Origin of the sequence: Acinetobacter sp. YH12063, assembly GCF_013419715.1 — a bacterium.
Lineage (GTDB): Bacteria > Pseudomonadota > Gammaproteobacteria > Pseudomonadales > Moraxellaceae > Acinetobacter > Acinetobacter amyesii.
In genome coordinates this window covers 25074-44205 of sequence record NZ_VOZO01000003.1, presented here as the reverse complement: position 1 = coordinate 44205, position 19132 = coordinate 25074, and the positions used below count along the sequence as shown (strand labels likewise).

Below are 19132 nucleotides of genomic sequence, written 5' to 3'. Positions count from 1 at the left end.
GAACTGCGCACAGGGTTCCTGCTCCACTCTTAACTTGCTCAGCTGTTAACCATCTCCACCCTTAACTATTTAGTTCACGCAAGCTTTCTAAGGGTGGGATGTCGCAAAGATAACTTAAGCGATAACGTCCGATCAAAGTACAGACTAAGGTCATGACCAATGGGAGGATCAACCAAATCTCTGCATGCAACTGGATGACCAGTTCCATTTTATAACTGACAATCGCACTGATTACTTCGGCAAAAATACATGCCACGACACCTGAAATTAGCCCCATCAAACCAACTTCCAAACTGAGCATCGACTTTAGCTTTTGCTTGGAACTGCCGAAGGAACGCAGTAATGCCACTTCTTTTTTGCGTTCATCCATAAATAAATTCAAACATGCTACCAAAACCAAAATGCCTGAAATACTCACCAATAGCGCCAAGATAGTAATAATCTGAACCAATACGCTGACGATGCGTTTGATCTCATCCAAAATCAGACTGACATCAATAAACACGGTATTCGAAAACTGCTGAATTAGATCAATTAACTGATTTTTATCTTGTGGTGGAACATAGAAACTCCCCAAATAGCTGCCTGCATTTTCATCCATGGTTTTGGGAGAAAAAATAAAGAAGAAGTTTGGACTAAAGCTTTCCCACTCCACACTGCGAAGGTTGATCACCTTGGCTTGTAAAATCCCTTCAGGAAGGCTAAAACTCAATCGATCTCCAATTTGAATACCCAGTTCTTGTGCGGTTTTCACTTCTACCGATACTTCATTGACCTGTTGAAACTGCTGATTGCCCGCGATGATTTGATTATCTTTTGGAAAAGTTGCAGCCTGAGTCAGATTCAATTCACGGCGTAATGAATTATTGCTTTTAATTAAGGCATCCGAAAAAGGGAGATCATTTTTGGCAACTAAACGCCCACGAATATTCGGGTACATCGGCGTCCCTTGCCAACCATGCAGCTTGAGTTGTTGATTAAAATCCTGTAACTCAAATGGCGGTAATCCATAGACAAATTGGTTAGGTGTTCCTTGTGGCAATTGTTGTTGCCAACGTTCCAGTAAATCCGTGCGCAATACCGCTAAAACCGTGATCAGACTTAGCCCTAATGCCAATGCAGTAATTTGAAATGCCGTTTGATACGGTGTACGTATATATGCTGAGATTTTCCTCCCCCAACTTTTCAAGGCTTTCAAACTGAGCCAGACCATCATATATAGGCCAATACACAGGAAGATGATGGCGCAAACCAGCCACAGGGTGAGTTGTAAATTTTCAGTTAAAACCACACAAAACACCACCAAACTGAGTGTGCCGAAACTGAGCATCCAAAGCATGGAACGTACTGAACGCTCTTGTTGTCGTATCACCCGTGCCGGCGGTGTCCCTAATAATTGCCAAAGACTTGGAAGAACAAATCCTAATAGCACAATCGCACTGGTGAATATTGCAATTTGAAGCGGGCCAAGCAGCATGGAAAGGGCTGAAAACTCTAATTGTAAATTTGGAATCAACTGTAGCATCAGTTGCAATAAGCCATAACCCAATCCTAGACCAATCAAACTTCCAAACAGGATTGAAAGCCCGAGTACAACCAACAGTAAAGCCAGATAAGCACTTAATATTTGCTGTTTGGTCGACCCAATACAGCGCATCAGTGCAATGGCATCCTGATTTTGTTGTACATAGCGCTGACTGGTTAATGCGATGGCGATACCACAAAGTAGAATGGTTAAAATATTCGCCAGTTGTAAAAACGTTTCAAGATTGGCAATCGGCTTCATTAAGCGAGTATTGCCTTCACTGGCATTTCTCAATTTCAAACTGCTTTGAGCCGCATCCTGAACCTGCGCTTGATCTGAATTGGCAGCACCACTTTCTGTTTGATCGCCAAATTTCTGCTTATACAGTTTTTCAAAGCGCTGGGTATTTTGTGCATCTCCTGCCATTAACAGGCGATATTCAATCCGACTCCCGACTTGGATAGCATTGGTTCTCGCCACCTCAGATTGCGCAATCATAACCGTCGGTGAAAAACCACTGAAGCCAAGCTCTTGATTGGTATCATGAATGATTTTGGCACTGACTTGAAAAGCAGCATCGGCAATATTGATCTGATCTCCAACCTTTACACCCAATAAATCCATGGCACGAGGACTTAACCAGACCTCACCTGCTTGTATGGAACGGTTTAGTTTCGGTTCTGTTTCGAGTTCACCTCTTAATGGAAATGCAGCATCAACGGCTTTGACATTGACCATGACAAATTGCTGATCAGTATGCGCCATGCTGCTAAATAGCGTGACATTGGATTGTTTTAATTGCTGTGTTTTGGCTTGTTGTTGCCACTCTTGTGGAATTGGTTCATTGGCTGTCAGCACCAAATCTGCTGCCAACATTTCAGCAGCTTGTAGCGCTACAGCATTTTGAATTTGTACATTACTAAACTTTAAAGCCGTGGTGGCACTGATCGCCAAGGTCAGTGTGATCAATAATAAATACACACCCGTGGTTTTAAAACTCAGTTGTAAGAGTGGTCGAAACAATGCCAAAAGATTCATGTAGCATCTCCTGTTCGATGCTCAATTAATTGACCATTGACCAATTCAAAATGGCGCTGACATTGACGGGCCAACTCGGCATCATGCGTCACCAATACCAAAGTGGTTCCCATTTCACGATTTAACTGAAATAACAGTTGTTCAATTTCCTGTGCCGTTGCACTGTCTAAATTACCTGTCGGTTCATCGGCAAAGATCAGATCGGGTTCACTCACCAAAGCACGGGCAATCGCAACCCGTTGCTGCTCACCACCGGATAAAACTTTGGGAGCTTGATGCGCTTGGCGTTCTAGTCCGACCTTTGCTAACAGTTTTAATGCTTTTTCTTCGGCAGCTTTGACCTGAAAATTTGCTTGTAACCGTAGCGGCAGCATGACATTTTCCAGTGCCGTTAAATGTGGCAACAACTGGAAAGACTGAAAGACAAAACCAATATGGGCCAAACGGACTTGAGCACGCTGTTCTTCATTTAATAGATGAATGTCCTGACCACAGACCCGTAATTGTCCCGAACTGGCCTGATCTAAAGTCGCCAAAATCCCCAACAAGGTGGATTTACCTGAACCAGAACGACCAGTAATTGCAACTTGTTCCCCTGCAAAGATTTCAAGATCGAGGTGTTCAAAGATCGATAACTGTTTTTGTGGAAGTTGTATCTTTTGTGTCAATTGCTGTGCAGAAATAATCGCCTGTGGCATGATGTCAACATCTGTCGTGAGTTGGGTCATATCTTCCCTATATGCAAAATCGCATTCAAAATAATCGTCTATTGAGTTACTTGCTGGCTATTGCACTGATGTTCTGCCCGATGCTGCTCTCTGCCAAAACCATCATGATTTTGGGCGATAGCTTAAGTGCAGGTTATGGTGTTTCAGTGCAGCAAGGTTGGGTCCACTTATTACAAAAACGTCTAGACCAACAGTATCCGAAACAACATAAAGTGGTCAATGCAAGTGTCAGCGGTGAAACCACCAGTGGTGCTTTGGCACGACTGCCTAAACTGTTGCAAACTCATCGTCCAGATCTTGTGGTGATTGAGTTAGGTGGTAATGATGGTTTACGCGGACAGCCCCCTGCACAAATTCAAAAAAATTTAGCGCAGCTGATTCAAAAAAGCCAACAGGCCAAATCGAAAGTCATTTTATTTGGAATGAAAATTCCACCGAATTATGGCAAGGCATATAGCCAAGCTTTTGAAAATAACTATCAAGTGTTGAGCCAACAGTACAAAGTCAAATTATTGCCTTTCTTTATGCAAGGGGTTGCGGGACATAAAAACTTAATGCAACAAGATCAGATCCACCCGAATGCCAAAGCGCAAACAATTTTGCTGAACAATGCTTATCCATTGATCAAAGCAAGTTTATAAATTTAGTTGGTGAAAATCGGTTCATAAAAAAGGCGCTTCATTTGAGCGCCTTTTTTAATATCTTGTCTTTACTGTAATTTGCTTAGAAATCGTAGAAGCTTACTTCACCTGTTTCGAGTGAATACTCAGCGCCCACCACTTTTAATTTGCCTTGCGCAATTAAGTTTTCGAGGACTGCTGAACCATGACGAAGTTGATTCACTGATGCAAAAACGTTTGAACGTACTGCATGCATTGAAAGTTTTTCAAGGTCATCTTTCAATTCAGTTTGCATGAGTATTTCTACAGATGGACGAACGCGGTTCACAATCGACATCAAGTTTGCTGATGGTGGTGTCGCAGGATTAGTTAAAGCTTCAATCGTAGAATGAATCGCGCCACAGTGTGTATGACCCAATACAATGACCACAGGACATCCAAAGCTTTCTGCTGCAAATTCCACGCTACCGACTTGAGACGGTGCCACAATATTACCTGCAACACGAATCACGAATAAATCGCCTAAGCCTTGGTCAAATACCATTTCAGCAGGAACACGTGAGTCTGAACATCCTAAAATAATCGCAAAAGGTTCTTGGCTTTCGGCCATTTCAGCACGTTGTTGATGCGTCAAAAGCTTCGGGTGATTCGTTTCACCGTTTACAAAACGTTGATTCCCTTTCTTTAAACGATCTAAAGCTTCTGCTGCTGCTAGCATGTTCTAATTACCCTTATCCGAAGTTGCAATATTTTAATCCCAGTCGAATCGATTGTCACTTGCAAAAACAATTGCTGTGAATTTTTTCTACGACGATGCAACTTGATAGAAAATGCTACTCCACATTCATCAAAAAAAATTATTTTTTCTGTAATGGTTCACATTATTAAAACGCAAGTTTAACTACGTCAAAAAAGCAATGGATGACAAAGGTCATTTTTAATTTACAATATATTTCATAAATATACGCTTTCGCTATTTCAGCCCATTCTGATAATAGTCATATAAATGATCTAAAAAATATCTCGATTCGATTTAACTGGGGTAAACGTCAATGAAAGGACATCATTCACGCGTTTTTGGCTTTTTTAAGCTAGTAACGATTTGCTGTATGACGTTTACTGCCAACCATGCTTTGGCTGCAAATCCGTCTCCCATCAGCAAAAACCTGGCTGTACCCTCTATCGTGCAAAACTATTTGAACCAAGAACGTAAAGCGGCTGGTTTAGTCACACACAGTGTTCAAGTCGGGAATGTGAATTGGAGTTATAGCGAAGGCGGTCAACGCTCTAAACCTACCATCTTGCTGATTCATGGTTTAGGCGGCACACGTGATAATTGGAATCGTGTTGCGCATTATTTAACACCGAACTATCACGTGATCATCCCTGACCTTCCGGCCAATGGCGATACCCATGTCCCTGTCGATTTTGATGTCTCTGTCCCGAATGTCACGGAACAACTACGCCAGTTTGTCCTTAAAATAGATATTGAAGATAAACTGAATGTTGCAGGTCACTCATTGGGTGGTTCCATTGCCACGGTATATGCCTCTCAATATCCTTTTGATACCCAAAGTTTATTTTTACTCAACAGCGCGGGCATTTATAAACAAGCCAATACCAGTTATACCCGCGACCCGTATAAACTTAAAAATTTAATCGTTTCAAAACCGGGAGATTTAGATGATGTCATGCATAAACTCATGCAAAATCCGCCCAATGTTCCGACACAGCTTAAAGAAGCGCAGGAAAATATCTTAATTGCGCGTGCGCCCTTCACCAGTAAAATGATCGATCAAGTCGTCACGCTCAATCGAATCTACACCCCTGAAACTTTTGCTCGATTAACACGAACGGTGGAAGCACCAACCCTGATCCTTTGGGGCAAACAAGATAAAATCTTTAATGTTGAAGTGGCTGGCGAACTCAAGTCGTTACTGAAACGTGCAGAAACCCCTGTAATTTTAAATAACGTCGGTCATATGCCAATCTTAGAAGCCGAACAACAAGTTGCAGACCATTACTTACCTTTCCTTGCGAAAAGTCAAAAGTTTAAAAATCCTTTGGTAGATAAACTGATTCAGTTAAACTGAGCATTCGCCATTTTTAGATACCCATCACTGGGGCTTCAGGGAAAGTATGCAGAAAAACCCGATGATTGAGCAGTTGATTGACGCTCAACTGAACTTTTTAGATCAGAGCTTTTCACACAATGATACCGTAGCCACTGAATTCACCCATTTTTATCAATGGTTTCGTAAACAATCTTTGCAGCAAATTTGGAGTTTTGATCAAATCAATGCCTTGTTGCAGAAACAAATTTTAAATACCCCTACAAGTCAATTTCTAATTGAGCAAATTGCTGAACATATCAAATTTGCACTGATTCACCCTGCAAATGACAGCATTACGATTGCCGAAATCATTCCAGTGTTGACCATCGATAAAATTGCACAGTATGTGGCAAGTAAACAGGGACATCGTCAGCGTTTAATTCATACCATGGTCAACAATCCTGCATTTTCAGCCATGATCAGTCAATTGATTCAACATGCGATACAAGATTATTTAGATAATTCGGTGATTGCAAAATCTGTACCCGGTGTTTCACGATTTATGAAAATGGGGAAATCGGTACTGGAAAACGTCACAGATACCAATTTAGATAATGCGGTCAGTAAATATTTGCAAAAGAATATTTTAAAGCTCAGTCAAATGAGTGAAACCGTGTTAAATCAGCACTTTGATGATCATAAGCTGTACCATTTTCAGGCCAATTTGTGGCATAAAATTAAAGCGCTGCCAGTTTCGGTATTAAAGAACTATGTTGAAGTTCAGGACTTGCCGCAAACCGTCGCTATGGGTCATGAAATTTGGGACTTTATGCGACAGTCTGAGTATATGAAACAGCAAGTGCATGATGGCGTATACGCTTGGTACGTGCGCAATGCAGAACGCCCTTTTGATTTATTGCTGCGTGATTTAAATATTGATGAAGCACTGATTCAGCATGAACTCCAAAATTTACTCAATCCTATCGTTCAACAAATGATTGAGTCAGGTTATATACGTGAGCGTTCACGCCTATATTTAGAACAGTTTTACTACTCAAGTGAAGCACTGAAAATTTTAAATATCCCAACATAAAAAAAGCCGCGTGAAGCGGCTTTTTTTTGGACATACTTAGAACTGGTATTTCAAACTTGCATAGTAAGCACGACCCGGCTCGTTATATGTTTGGTTGACCGTTTTATCACGCAGTTTCTGCTCATCAAATAGGTTATTCACACCGATACGAGCACTCAAATCCGCATTAAATTTATAACCAAAGTTAATGCCTGCAATGCCATAACTTTTCACGCTATCCATCGCTAAGCCAGCTTTGTTTTCGAGACTGGTTTCTGCATATTGACGTGGCTTTTGACGACCATATTGGGTATAGACAAAGTTACTGTCTATACGATCCGTGATGTTGTAGTTCAAAATAGAGTTTAGGGTGTAATTCGGAATCACTGAAAGCGGATTGCCAGTACGTTTATCTTCAGAGTTGATCATATAGGTAACGTTATTGGTCCACGTGATATCACCCCAGTCCAAAGAAATACTTCCTTCAACGCCTTCCACCAAGGCTTCTGGCGTATTCATCCAACGCAATACATTATACGTTGTACCATTTACTTCTATTTCTTCTAGACGTGTATCCCCAGCAACGATCTTATTTTTATAATCATTACGGAACCATGCAAAACTTGCATTCACGATGTCTTTTTCGAACTGTACACCTAATTCTTTATTCACTGAAGTTTCAGGTTTGAGATCACCATTACCTTGTAATAGACATTGGCTCAGCCCAATCGGACAACCATTACCGCGAGTACTTAACAGATAACCTTCCGCATTTTGGTACATATTAGGTGCTTTATACGCCTTAGCCACACCACCTTTTAGTGTCCAATAGTCGCCAAGCTTTTGCGTAATATTCAGACTTGGGCTCCAGCTATCACCCGATTTACTATGATTATCATAGCGTAGTGCCAAAACGACATCGGTGCTTTCGCCCAAGTTCATATTGTTTTCAATATAGGCCGATGCAATCCGTGAATCCATGTGTGAACGGTCACCAGAGGTCAACACATCACCAAAACCGCCTGCGCCAGCTTGTGTATTAACCGTATCTGTAAAGTCATCTTCGACCCATTCAGCGCCTAAAGTTAATACTTGTGGAACATACCATTGGAACGGTAGATTGGCTTCTGCATTAAAACGAATGGTTTCTAGATGTGACGTTTGTTTATTCTCGAGATTATTAATTTGTCCCTCAGTACTACCGCCTGTCCCTTCAGGTAGGCGTTTATTTTTGGTTTTGTCATATTGCGCAATGAGTTTACTATCACCCCAACCCCACGTACCTTCATGGGTTAATGCAAAACTATCACGATAAATGGTATTGGTTTCTTCACCAATTAAAGCAGATAAAATTGGTGCTTTGTTTGGATCGGCTGGATCAAATACACTGTTTTGACTGTCTCCTGCAAAACGGTTACCTTGGCGGCCAACACTTGCGTCAAACATCAAGACTTGTTGATCGTTCAACTGCCAAGCCAAGCGCCCTGCAATATCTTTATTTTCAACGCCTTCTCGACCCGCCATACGCGCACCATTATCCATTAGAGCATTAATATCCGCAGCATCTGAATCGGTTTTGTTATAACTACCGTATAACCGATATGAAAGGACATCTTTAAGAATTGGCCCGCTTAAGTTAAAGCTCTCACGGTGACTTGCGCCCTCTTTAGCGTCTTCGGGCTGATTAGTAAAAACCTCCACAGAACCATGCACTTCGTTGGTCACTTTCTTGGTTTTAATATTGACCACACCACCCATCGCACCTGAACCATAACGCGCTGCTGCTGGACCACGCAGCACTTCAATCGATTCAATAGCATCTGCAGGTACCCAGTTCGAATCGCCACGTGTATCACGCTCACCGCGCCAGCCATAACGTACTGAGTTTCTCGAATTTACAGGCTTACCATCAATTAAGATCAACGTGTTTTCAGGCCCCATTCCACGGATATCAATCTGACGGTTATTCCCTCGCTGGCCTGTGGCACTGTTACCAGTCAAATTTACACCCGGCATACGGCGCACATATTCTGAAATATCATTCACAACCGGTATTTTTTCTAAATCTTCTGCCGTAATTTTTGAAGCACCTAATGATTGTTTAACTTGTTCTGCTGCAGTAACAACAATGGTTTCCATCTTCGTTACGGATTCATCTGATGCTTCAGTGTGCACATCTTTTGCATGCGTCAAACTTACCAATGCACAGAGTATTGAAAGTGTAAGCGTTGATTTTAATAGTTGTTTGGTCATTGAGTGCTTCCAAATAAACGTATTTATGGAGAAATCTAGAATAATGTGTTGCACATTGTAACCACAACAAACAATATTGCAATTAATTTTAATAATCATTCTCATTTATATTTGTGATATCGCTTATCATTTTGATGTAAAAACCCTAGAAATATCTAAAAATCTTCGTTTTTTTGATTTAGACAATAAAAAAGCCGCAAGGTTGCGGCTTTTTATAAAAATACTGAACTTATTTGAAATAAGCACCTTCAGTATTACTATGATCTGTTTGGTCAACAACACGCATTAACTCAGGTACATGCTGCTTCAATGTTGTTTCAACACCTTGTTTCAAGGTTAAATCGATTGAAGAACAACCTTGACAACCACCACCGAATTTAAGCACTGCAGTTAAACCATGTTCTGCATCTTCAACCACTTCTACCAGTGCACAGTTACCACCATGACCTGCAAGGCCAGGGTTAATTTCTGACTGTAGAACATAAGTAATACGCTCTTCTACAGAGGCATCTGGACCCACACGTGGCACTTTTGAGTTTGGTGCACGGAATGTTAACTGACCACCAAAACGGTCTTTGTTATAGTCAATCACCGCATCCAAAAGATATGGAATAGACGGTGTGTCAATAAATGCAGGGAAATCTGGATAGTCTTGTTTATAGTCTGTAGGCACAACTTCTTCTGGTGCACTGTAAGCCATACAACATTCAGCACGTGGCGTACCCGGATTTTCCACAAAAACACGTACACCAATGCCCGGTGTATTTTGTTTATCCAAAAGATCTTTCAAATACTCTTGGGCATTTGGAGTGATCAATAGGTTTGGAATTTCTTCAGCAACTGCTGTGCTGTTGTTCTCAGTCGACATTACAATATTTCCTCAAGCTGAAGTCGCTATTTTAACTTAAGATGCGGGGCATTAGAAAAAAATCAACTAAAATTGTCGGATTTATTCTGAAAGTTCACGCTTTAGGCAGATTTAATGGCATTATTGAGCATAAATTTTAACAAGTAGAATAGTCATATATGTTGGGTCTACCCTTTAACCACACCGTGACCATTATCCTGATTACGGTGGTGATTTCACTGATTGCATTTTCAAATCAGAAAGTGATGAATCGATTGTTATTTTGGCCACCGGCCCTCAGTCGTGGCGAGTATGACCGATTTATTAGCCATGGCTTTATTCATGCAGATGGCGCGCACCTATTGTTCAACATGATTACCTTATTTTTCTTTGGTAGCGTGATTGAAAGTTTTTATCGCCAATATTTCTTCGACATGGGCTTTGTATTGTTTTATTTAGGCGGTTTGATCGCTGCGATTATTCCGAGTTATTTAAAACATAAGCATGATACCCATTGGGCAAGTTTAGGGGCTTCTGGGGCAGTATCTGCAGTACTCTTTGCTTATATCTTGTTTGAACCGTGGAAACTGATTTTTGTATTCTTTATTCCTGTTCCTGCGATTATTTTTGCCGTGCTATATGTTGCTTATAGTATCTGGTCAGGTAAACGTGGCAACAGCAACATTAACCACAGCGCACACCTTTGGGGCGCAGCGTATGGTGTAATCATGACGATTATTCTTGAACCGAAGCTCATTCCACATTTCTTAAGTCAGTTATTAAACGTTCCTTTCTAACATTAAGTTTAAAAAATCAGCCTGATGTAACCAGTAAAATGACAGCCTAAACCGTTTCAGTTTAGGCTTTTTTATTGTGCAGAGTTTAGCCTCATGACCATTGATCTTTTCTTTAGCCAATTTCCCACATCTACAACACCGCACTTTGAATATCGAGCTATACAATTTCACAGCAGATTGAAACGCTATCTATCCTTGCCCTGATTTAAACTGAAATGACACAGAATAAAAAAGGGAAAATTCCAATGAAAATAGTCCTGATGTTCTCAAGTTTGCTGTTGACCTGCGTGTTGAGTGCTTGTGCCGTTCACACCCGTGAAGGCAGTATCGTGGTCGACCCAGATCGTAATCACTATCCTTATAATTTCCCAGATCGCCATGGCGACTTTTGCCCGCCCGGACAGGCTAAAAAAGGCCGTTGTTGATTTGCCGTTACTGATTTAATGCCCTCTTCTTTCAAGCCTTCAAACCGAAGGCTTTTTCAATTCCGGCAATAAAAATTGACGCTGTATATTCTACGAAAGTTCACAAAAGCACATGACAAATCATATAAATCTGGCACTTTATGCCACCCTATTTTTTAATTTGGCATAGATAATGTATACATCTGTATATTAATGACAAAATTAGCTGAGATATTTTGCATGTCGAGTTCAACTGAAGGTCTTCAATTTCCCATTTCGGCTTCCAACCAAAAGCCGAGTACATCTAAAACCGGTCGTGAAATTATCGCTGAAGCCTTAGCTGCAGTTGACCATCACTCGTCTGTACGTGCGAAACAAGAAAAAAACTGGCGTAAAAAATATCCTGAATATTTTAAAGCCTTGGTTGAACAAGGAATTCAATCATCTGAAGCCGCGATCAACATTGCTGAACAAGGTTTAAATAAAGCGCATCACGTCTTTGAATTTTATCGTGATCAAGAAAAGCATACGCTCAAAGATGCCGTGGCTTTAACTGCGCATCCGCTGCATACCGTGAAATTAAAAGGTGAAAGTGATGCAGCGCCTGAGTGGTATGTGCCCTATCATGGGCAAAAACTGCAAGGTGAGGCTTTACTGGCTCAGATTCAAAAATGGCAAGATGCTGGCATCATTGAAGCCAGTCATGCCGACGCATTACGCGAAGCCATTGCCCACCCAGAATGGTTCGATTTGTCAGATCGGACTATGGTGCTTTTCGGTGCTGCTTCCGAAGCTGGCCCACTGACATGGTTAGCAAAATGGAAAGCCAATATTGTCGCAATTGACCTGAATAATGAACGTGTTTGGGATCGAATCTTAAGCACGGTTCAGGCCGGTAATGCCACTTTATATGCACCGAGTCTCGACGCTGTGCATGAAGATACGCCCATTCAAGAACTAAAACACAAGTTGGGCGCCAATTTACTGACACACATTCCTGAAATTGCACAATGGCTTGCACAAAGTGAACATCAACTAGATCTAGCTGCAATTGCCTATTTAGATGGTGAAAAGCATGTTCGTGTTGCAATGGCCATGGACAGCATCATGGCCTATGTCAGCCAGCAAAAAGCCGACACCAGCTTGATGTTTATGTGTACTCCGACCGATGTCTATGCGGTGCCAGAAGAGATTGTTACGGCAGCGCAAGCCAAATTCCAAAACCGTGCGTCTGCACAAAAGCTATTGACGCAAAGCATTGCCAAAGTCACAGGTCAGCATTTCTTTAAGCAAAATAATGAGCAAACCACCACAGCAGACAACGGAAAATCCTATGGTATTGCTGACTGTCTGGTGGTGGAACAAGGTCCAAACTACGCACTCGCAAAACGCATCCAACAATGGCGTGCAACTGTGGCACGTCAAAATGGTCAGCGGGTTAGTATCAATATTGCACCATCCACCACGACCCGCTCAGTGACGAAGAATCCATTATTAAAAGCCGCATTTGATGGTGCGAGTTTATTTGATGTGGAATCGTTTCAACCGGAAACCACTAATGCACTCATGGCGGCTTTATGGATTCACGACTTGAGAAACCCTCAATCGGTTGCTAACCCTGAAACAGCGCTAGACCATCCATTAGAACTCATGATGCATGGTGCCAACCATGGTGGCTTATGGCGTGTGGCTTATTTGGCGCGTACTGCCTTACCTTTTGCAGCGCTGTATGGTTTTGCTGAAGAGAAATTGCCCGTGAAAAAAGCATTGGGGCTGTTTAAAAAAGCGTCATTGCATTGGTTCAAATAAGTGTTGAACTTTGCAAAGTTTCAACTCGCTAGTTTGATTGTTCTAATTCAGCTCTCAGTCATCCCATTAAAATCGGTGATGTCTGAGATACAGCCATAAAAAAACGCTACCGAAGCAGCGTTTTTTTATACCTAGAATTTGAGTTGCTTAGAACACTTTCAAGAATAACCAGTACAAACAGCCTGATAGACAGATCGTTGCAGGTAAAGTGAAGACCCAAGCCGATAGAATGGTTTTCACTGTTGCAAAGTTCAGACCCGATTTATTCGCGACCATGGTACCTGCAACCGCAGAGTTAAGTACGTGTGTAGTCGATACTGGCATACCAAAACCATCCGCAGCAGCAATCGTTGACATAGCAACAAGCTCGGCAGACATACCCTGACCATAAGTCATGTGGTTTTTACCAATACGCTCACCTACAGTCACGACAATACGTTTCCAGCCCACCATGGTGCCAAGACCCAGTGCCAATGCAACAGCGACTTTTACCCATGTTGGAATGTACTGTAAGAACGAATCTAAGTGACTACGATATTCTTTCACAGTCTTTTGTTCAGCTTCTGCCATTGCTGGTAGTTGTTCAGCTTTATCTAGACGTTTAAAAGCAGTGGTACTTAAGTACATATCATTACGAATCGAAGATACTTCTTGTTCAGGAATATCTTTTAAGTCGCCATACTGTGCAACTCGCTCACCTAAATGATCGGTCAAACTTGCCAAAGCTGGCACAACTTCTGGGCTGACTTCTTTGGTTTGAATGTATTTGGTGAGTACATCACGTGCTTGTGCATCAGGAATGTCATTATGCTCTGCATAGATCGCAGTCGCAGTTTGAGCAGATAACTGATGGAAAGATTGAATATGTTGATTATCTAAGTTCTTATTCAATGAATAAGCCAATGGCACACATCCGATCAAAATCAGCATGATCAGACCCATACCTTTTTGACCATCGTTTGAACCGTGCGCAAAACTTACACCTGTACAGGTAAAGATCAAAATTGCACGAATCAATGGTGGTGGCGGCTTATTGCCTTCTGGTGGTTGAAACAGTTCAAGCTGTTTGCGGAAAATACGCTTCACCAACAAGAAAACGAGAGCCGCAAATGCAAAACCAATCAGTGGCGAGAACAATAACGCCTTACCGACTTTAAGCACCTGCTCCATATCTACACCGCTCGCACCACCGCCTGCATTTAACAGGTAGTTCATGATGCCAACGCCAAGAATAGAACCAATCAAAGTATGCGAACTAGACGCAGGGATGCCTAAGAACCAAGTTCCTAAATTCCACAAAATCGCTGCGATCAGCATTGCGAAAACCATGGCAAAACCTGCACCTGAACCAACGTTCATAATCAATTCAACAGGTAATAAAGCAATAATGCCGTAAGCGACTGCACCACTGGCAACCATTACACCCAGAAAGTTACAGAAACCCGCCCACATTACTGCAACTGGTGCTGACAAGGCGTTGGTATAAATCACTGTTGCTACTGCATTTGCAGTGTCATGGAAACCATTTACAAATTCAAAGCCAAGTGCGATGAATAAGGCTGTGCCCAATAAAATCATTGAATAAAGACTTAAAGGCGGAACATGCGCTAAATCGGCAGTCACCTGAAAACCAATATATATCAACGTTGAAATAATCAGCGTTAAAAATACCGGCATAAAGAATTTCGGTGTAGGCACATGAACATTCGTGGACTTTTGAGGAGTCGACGTGTGCGCTGAATCTACGGGAGTTTGTTTAGAATTCATGCAGGCAGGAATAGAGGATTTTAAAATCCCCATATTGTTCAATTTAATTATGACAATTATATGACAAAGCGGTGTCATATAAAGCAATTTTTCATGCTTTATTTGTTTTTTTTAGGTGTTTAAAACCGACTCCTATACTCTACTTTCATAAAGTAAATCAGTTATTTAATCTGCGTATTTAAACTTTATTTTCTTTAAAACCCAATGTTTCAACTTATATTTCATCTGTCATGTTTTTTGTCATTTTGCATAGCCCTACTAGATGTTTTTTAATCTTGCCTGAGCAATATGACAAATTTATGAAGCTTTCCATACATTTATATGAAATTGGAATATGAAATTAGCAAGTTGCAATATTGCTCATTAATTCAACAAGCTAATAATTGCGCGCTGTGAAGATGGTTGAATATCAATAAAACTGCAATGAATTCTGTTAATATATTTGCCGATTTTATATTCCATCGGATTGGGGTTATTTATGTCCACGCTTGCCACCCTAAAAGAGCTGCTCGCTCAACGGATTCTGATTATCGACGGTGCAATGGGCACCATGATTCAGCGTCATAAACTCGAAGAAGCTGACTACCGTGGTGAGCGTTTTGCAGATTGGGCATCTGACCTCAAAGGCAATAATGACCTATTGGTGTTGACTCAGCCGCAAATCATTCAAGGCATTCATGAAGCCTATCTCGATGCTGGTGCAGACATTATTGAAACCAACAGCTTTAACGGCACAAAAGTTTCAATGTCTGACTACCACATGGAAGATTTGGTATCAGAGATCAACCGTGAAGCAGCGCGTATTGCCAAAGCCGCTTGTGAAAAATACTCAACGCCTGAAAAACCGCGTTTTGTAGCAGGTGTGCTTGGCCCGACTTCACGTACTTGCTCGATCTCGCCAAATGTAAATGACCCTGCATTCCGTAACATTACTTTTGATGAGCTGAAAGAAAACTATATTGAAGCTGCACATGCCCTGATTGAAGGCGGTGCGGACATTCTGCTCATTGAAACCGTATTCGATACCTTAAACTGTAAAGCTGCCATTTTTGCAGTGAAAGAAGTGTTTAATCAGCTGGGCTATGAATTGCCATTGATGATTTCAGGCACCATTACCGATGCCTCTGGCCGTACTTTAACTGGCCAAACTGCTGAAGCGTTCTGGAACTCTGTGCGTCATGGTGATTTATTGTCGATTGGCTTTAACTGTGCCCTAGGTGCAGATGCCATGCGTCCGCATGTAAAAACCATTGCTGACGTTGCCGATACTTTTGTTTCGGCGCATCCGAACGCTGGCTTACCAAATGCCTTCGGCGGTTATGATGAAACCCCTGAACAAACCGCTGCCTTTATTAAAGAATTTGCAGAAAGTGGCTTGATTAACATCACTGGCGGCTGCTGCGGTACAACGCCGGATCACATCCGTGCTATTGCCAATGCCGTAAAAGACATTGCGCCGCGCCAAGTGCCAGAAACCAAACCCGCGTGTCGTTTAAGCGGTTTAGAGCCGTTCAACATTACAGAAGATTCGCTGTTTGTAAACGTCGGTGAACGTACCAACGTGACAGGTTCTAAAAAATTCCTACGTTTAATCCGTGAAGAAAACTTTGCCGAAGCTTTAGAAGTTGCACAGCAGCAAGTTGAAGCCGGTGCTCAGATTATCGACATCAACATGGATGAAGGCATGCTGGATTCAGAAGGCGCAATGGTGCACTTCCTGAATCTTGTAGCCTCTGAACCTGAAATTTCACGTGTGCCGATCATGATTGACTCATCTAAATGGGAAATCATTGAAGCGGGCTTAAAATGTGTACAAGGTAAAGCGGTTGTTAACTCGATTTCCTTAAAAGAAGGCTATGACGAGTTCGTTGCAAAAGCGCGTTTGTGCCGTCAGTATGGCGCTGCCGTAATTGTGATGGCCTTTGACGAAAATGGTCAGGCCGACACTGCTGCACGTAAAAAAGAAATCTGTAAGCGCTCTTATGACGTGTTAGTGAATGAAGTTGGCTTCCCTGCTGAAGACATCATTTTTGACCCGAACGTGTTTGCCGTGGCAACTGGTATTGAAGAACACAATAACTATGCTGTGGACTTCATTGAAGCGACTGGCTGGATTAAGCAAAACTTGCCGCATGCCATGATTTCTGGCGGTGTGTCTAACGTATCGTTCTCATTCCGCGGTAACGAGCCTGTACGTGAAGCGATTCACTCAGTGTTCTTATACCATGCCATTCAGCAAGGCATGACTATGGGTATTGTCAACGCAGGTCAAATGGCGATTTATGACGATATTGATGCTGAACTGAAAGCTGCGGTTGAAGATGTGATCTTGAACCAAAACCAAGGTGAAAGCCATCAAGAAGCAACAGAAAAGCTGCTTGAAGTTGCTGAAAAATACCGTGGTCAAGGCGCTGCACAAAAACAAGTTGAAAACTTGGAATGGCGTGAGCTTCCAGTTGAAAAACGTCTTGAGCATGCTTTGGTGAAAGGTATCACAACGTTCATTGATGAAGATACTGAAGAAGCGCGTTTAAAATCAGCTCGTCCTTTAGATGTGATTGAAGGCCCGCTGATGGACGGCATGAACGTGGTGGGCGATTTGTTCGGTTCGGGCAAAATGTTCCTGCCGCAAGTCGTGAAATCTGCACGTGTCATGAAACAGGCTGTAGCTTGGCTGAACCCGTTCATTGAAGCGGAAAAAACAGCTGGCCAATCTAAGGGTAAAGTCCTGATGGCAACTGTGAAGGGCGATGTGCATGACATCGGTAAAAATATCGTAGGCGTGGTGTTGGGCTGTAACGGCTATGACATTATCGACCTTGGGGTGATGGTGCCTTGCGAGAAGATTTTACAAACTGCGATTGATGAAAAAGTCGATATCATTGGCCTGTCTGGCCTGATTACGCCGTCACTGGATGAAATGGTTTTTGTTGCGAAAGAAATGCAGCGCAAAGGCTTTAATGTTCCATTGATGATTGGCGGTGCAACCACTTCTAAAGCGCATACGGCAGTGAAAATTGATCCGCAATATTCAAATGATGCAGTCATTTATGTTGCCGATGCTTCACGAGCTGTGGGTGTAGCAACAACTTTACTTTCTAAAGAAATGAAGCCTAAATTTGTTGAAGACACACGTGCTGAATATGAAAAAGTCCGTGAGCGTATTGCCAATAAACAGCCAAAAGCTGCCAAGCTGACATATGCTGAATCTGTAGAAAATGGCTTAAAAATTGACTTTGCTGCCAATGCGCCTGTGAAGCCAAACTTTATTGGTACGCAAACGCTGACCAATTATCCATTGGAAACATTAGTTGAGTACTTTGACTGGACACCGTTCTTCATTTCTTGGAGTTTGGCAGGTAAATTCCCTGCTATCTTAACGGATGAAGTTGTAGGTGAAGCAGCAACTGACTTGTATGAACAAGCACAGACCATGCTAAAAGACATCATCGACAACAAACGTTTTGATGCTCGTGCTGTGTTTGGTATTTACCCTGCTAACCGTTCTGCAGCGGATTCGGTTGAAGTGTATAGCGAAGATGGTCAATCGGTTACGCATACCTTCCATCACATTCGTCAACAGTCTGATAAAGTGACAGGTAAACCAAACTTGTCATTAGCGGACTTTATTGCGCCTAAAGGTGTCGCAGAAGACTACTTGGGCGGTTTCACTGTATCGATCTTTGGTGCAGAAGAAATGGCCAATGAGTACAAAGCTAAAGGCGATGACTACTCTGCAATTCTTGCACAATCTTTAGGTGACCGTTTTGCGGAAGCGTTTGCGGAGCATTTGCACGAGCGCATTCGTAAAGAGTTCTGGGGCAACCAAGCTTCTGAAACCTTAAGCAATGAAGAATTGATTAAAGAGAAGTATATAGGCATCCGTCCTGCGCCGGGCTACCCTGCTTGTCCTGAGCATTCTGAAAAAGCGCCATTGTTTGATTGGTTAGGTTCTACCGATAAAATTGGTACGCAATTGACTTCTAGCTTTGCAATGTGGCCGCCTTCATCTGTCAGCGGTTTCTACTATGCCAACCCTGAAAGCCAATACTTTAACGTGGGTAAAATCGCAGGCGATCAGCTTGAGGATTATGCAAAGCGTAAAGGCTGGACTTTGGATGAAGCGAAGCGTTGGTTAGCGCCAAATTTGGATGATTCAGTTCAATAATTAGTTTGAAAAAATCCCCTCGAATGAGGGGTTTTTTTATTTATAATCAA

At 42.1% G+C, this 19132-nt stretch carries 13 protein-coding genes; 7 read left to right on the top strand and 6 right to left on the bottom strand.

Going from position 1 to position 19132, the window contains the following annotated elements; genetic code table 11:
• Positions 1-61 precede the first annotated feature (61 nt).
• Positions 62-2563, bottom strand: a complete 2502-nt coding sequence (locus tag FTU12_RS04890) for an ABC transporter permease (RefSeq protein ID WP_180113882.1) — start codon at positions 2561-2563, stop codon at positions 62-64.
• The gene (locus tag FTU12_RS04885) at positions 2560-3291 is read right to left on the bottom strand and encodes an ABC transporter ATP-binding protein (protein ID WP_180113881.1); all 732 of its coding nucleotides are present in this window, start codon (positions 3289-3291) and stop codon (positions 2560-2562) included. Before FTU12_RS04885 ends, FTU12_RS04890 begins: the two co-directional genes overlap by 4 nt.
• Positions 3292-3302: 11 nt before the next feature.
• Here FTU12_RS04885 and FTU12_RS04880 point away from each other — a divergent pair, with 11 nt between their 5' ends.
• Positions 3303-3932, top strand: coding sequence for an arylesterase (locus FTU12_RS04880; RefSeq protein WP_078193022.1), 630 nt, complete (start codon positions 3303-3305; stop codon positions 3930-3932).
• Positions 3933-4014: 82 nt separating this feature from the next.
• Here FTU12_RS04880 and FTU12_RS04875 read toward each other — a convergent pair whose 3' ends face one another.
• On the bottom strand, positions 4015-4629 hold the full coding sequence (locus tag FTU12_RS04875; RefSeq protein ID WP_078189941.1) for a carbonic anhydrase: 615 nt from the start codon (positions 4627-4629) through the stop codon (positions 4015-4017).
• Positions 4630-4963: 334 nt separating this feature from the next.
• Between FTU12_RS04875 and FTU12_RS04870 the strand changes: the two genes are divergently transcribed.
• Complete coding sequence (locus FTU12_RS04870) at positions 4964-6004, top strand: alpha/beta fold hydrolase (protein WP_373684137.1); 1041 nt, start codon at positions 4964-4966, stop codon at positions 6002-6004.
• A gap of 46 nt (positions 6005-6050) precedes the next feature.
• A complete protein-coding gene (locus tag FTU12_RS04865; protein ID WP_180113879.1) occupies positions 6051-7058 on the top strand; it encodes a hypothetical protein in 1008 nt (335 codons plus the stop codon).
• Between the two features lie 36 nt (positions 7059-7094).
• Here FTU12_RS04865 and FTU12_RS04860 read toward each other — a convergent pair whose 3' ends face one another.
• Together FTU12_RS04860 and nfuA are read right to left on the bottom strand one after the other, a co-directional pair.
• Entirely contained in the window at positions 7095-9290 is a 2196-nt protein-coding gene (locus tag FTU12_RS04860; RefSeq protein WP_180113878.1) for a TonB-dependent siderophore receptor, read from the bottom strand.
• 229 nt (positions 9291-9519) lie between these two features.
• Positions 9520-10158, bottom strand: coding sequence for a Fe-S biogenesis protein NfuA (nfuA, locus tag FTU12_RS04855; RefSeq protein ID WP_078189947.1), 639 nt, complete (start codon positions 10156-10158; stop codon positions 9520-9522).
• Between the two features lie 158 nt (positions 10159-10316).
• Here nfuA and FTU12_RS04850 point away from each other — a divergent pair, with 158 nt between their 5' ends.
• The 3 genes from FTU12_RS04850 to FTU12_RS04840 all read left to right on the top strand — a co-directional run bounded on the left by FTU12_RS04850 (position 10317) and on the right by FTU12_RS04840 (position 13147).
• On the top strand, positions 10317-10934 hold the full coding sequence (locus tag FTU12_RS04850) for a rhomboid family intramembrane serine protease (protein WP_111884441.1): 618 nt from the start codon (positions 10317-10319) through the stop codon (positions 10932-10934).
• Between the two features lie 245 nt (positions 10935-11179).
• A complete protein-coding gene (locus FTU12_RS04845) occupies positions 11180-11359 on the top strand; it encodes a hypothetical protein (RefSeq protein WP_180113877.1) in 180 nt (59 codons plus the stop codon).
• Between the two features lie 219 nt (positions 11360-11578).
• Positions 11579-13147 (top strand): hypothetical protein, encoded by a 1569-nt coding sequence (locus FTU12_RS04840; RefSeq protein ID WP_180113876.1) that lies wholly within the window; start codon positions 11579-11581, stop codon positions 13145-13147.
• Between the two features lie 147 nt (positions 13148-13294).
• Here the strand turns inward: FTU12_RS04840 and FTU12_RS04835 are convergent, their stop codons facing one another.
• Entirely contained in the window at positions 13295-14914 is a 1620-nt protein-coding gene (locus FTU12_RS04835) for an inorganic phosphate transporter (protein WP_180020626.1), read from the bottom strand.
• Positions 14915-15392: 478 nt separating this feature from the next.
• Here FTU12_RS04835 and metH point away from each other — a divergent pair, with 478 nt between their 5' ends.
• Entirely contained in the window at positions 15393-19082 is a 3690-nt protein-coding gene (gene metH / locus FTU12_RS04830; RefSeq protein ID WP_180113875.1) for a methionine synthase, read from the top strand.
• Positions 19083-19132: the final 50 nt, after the last annotated feature.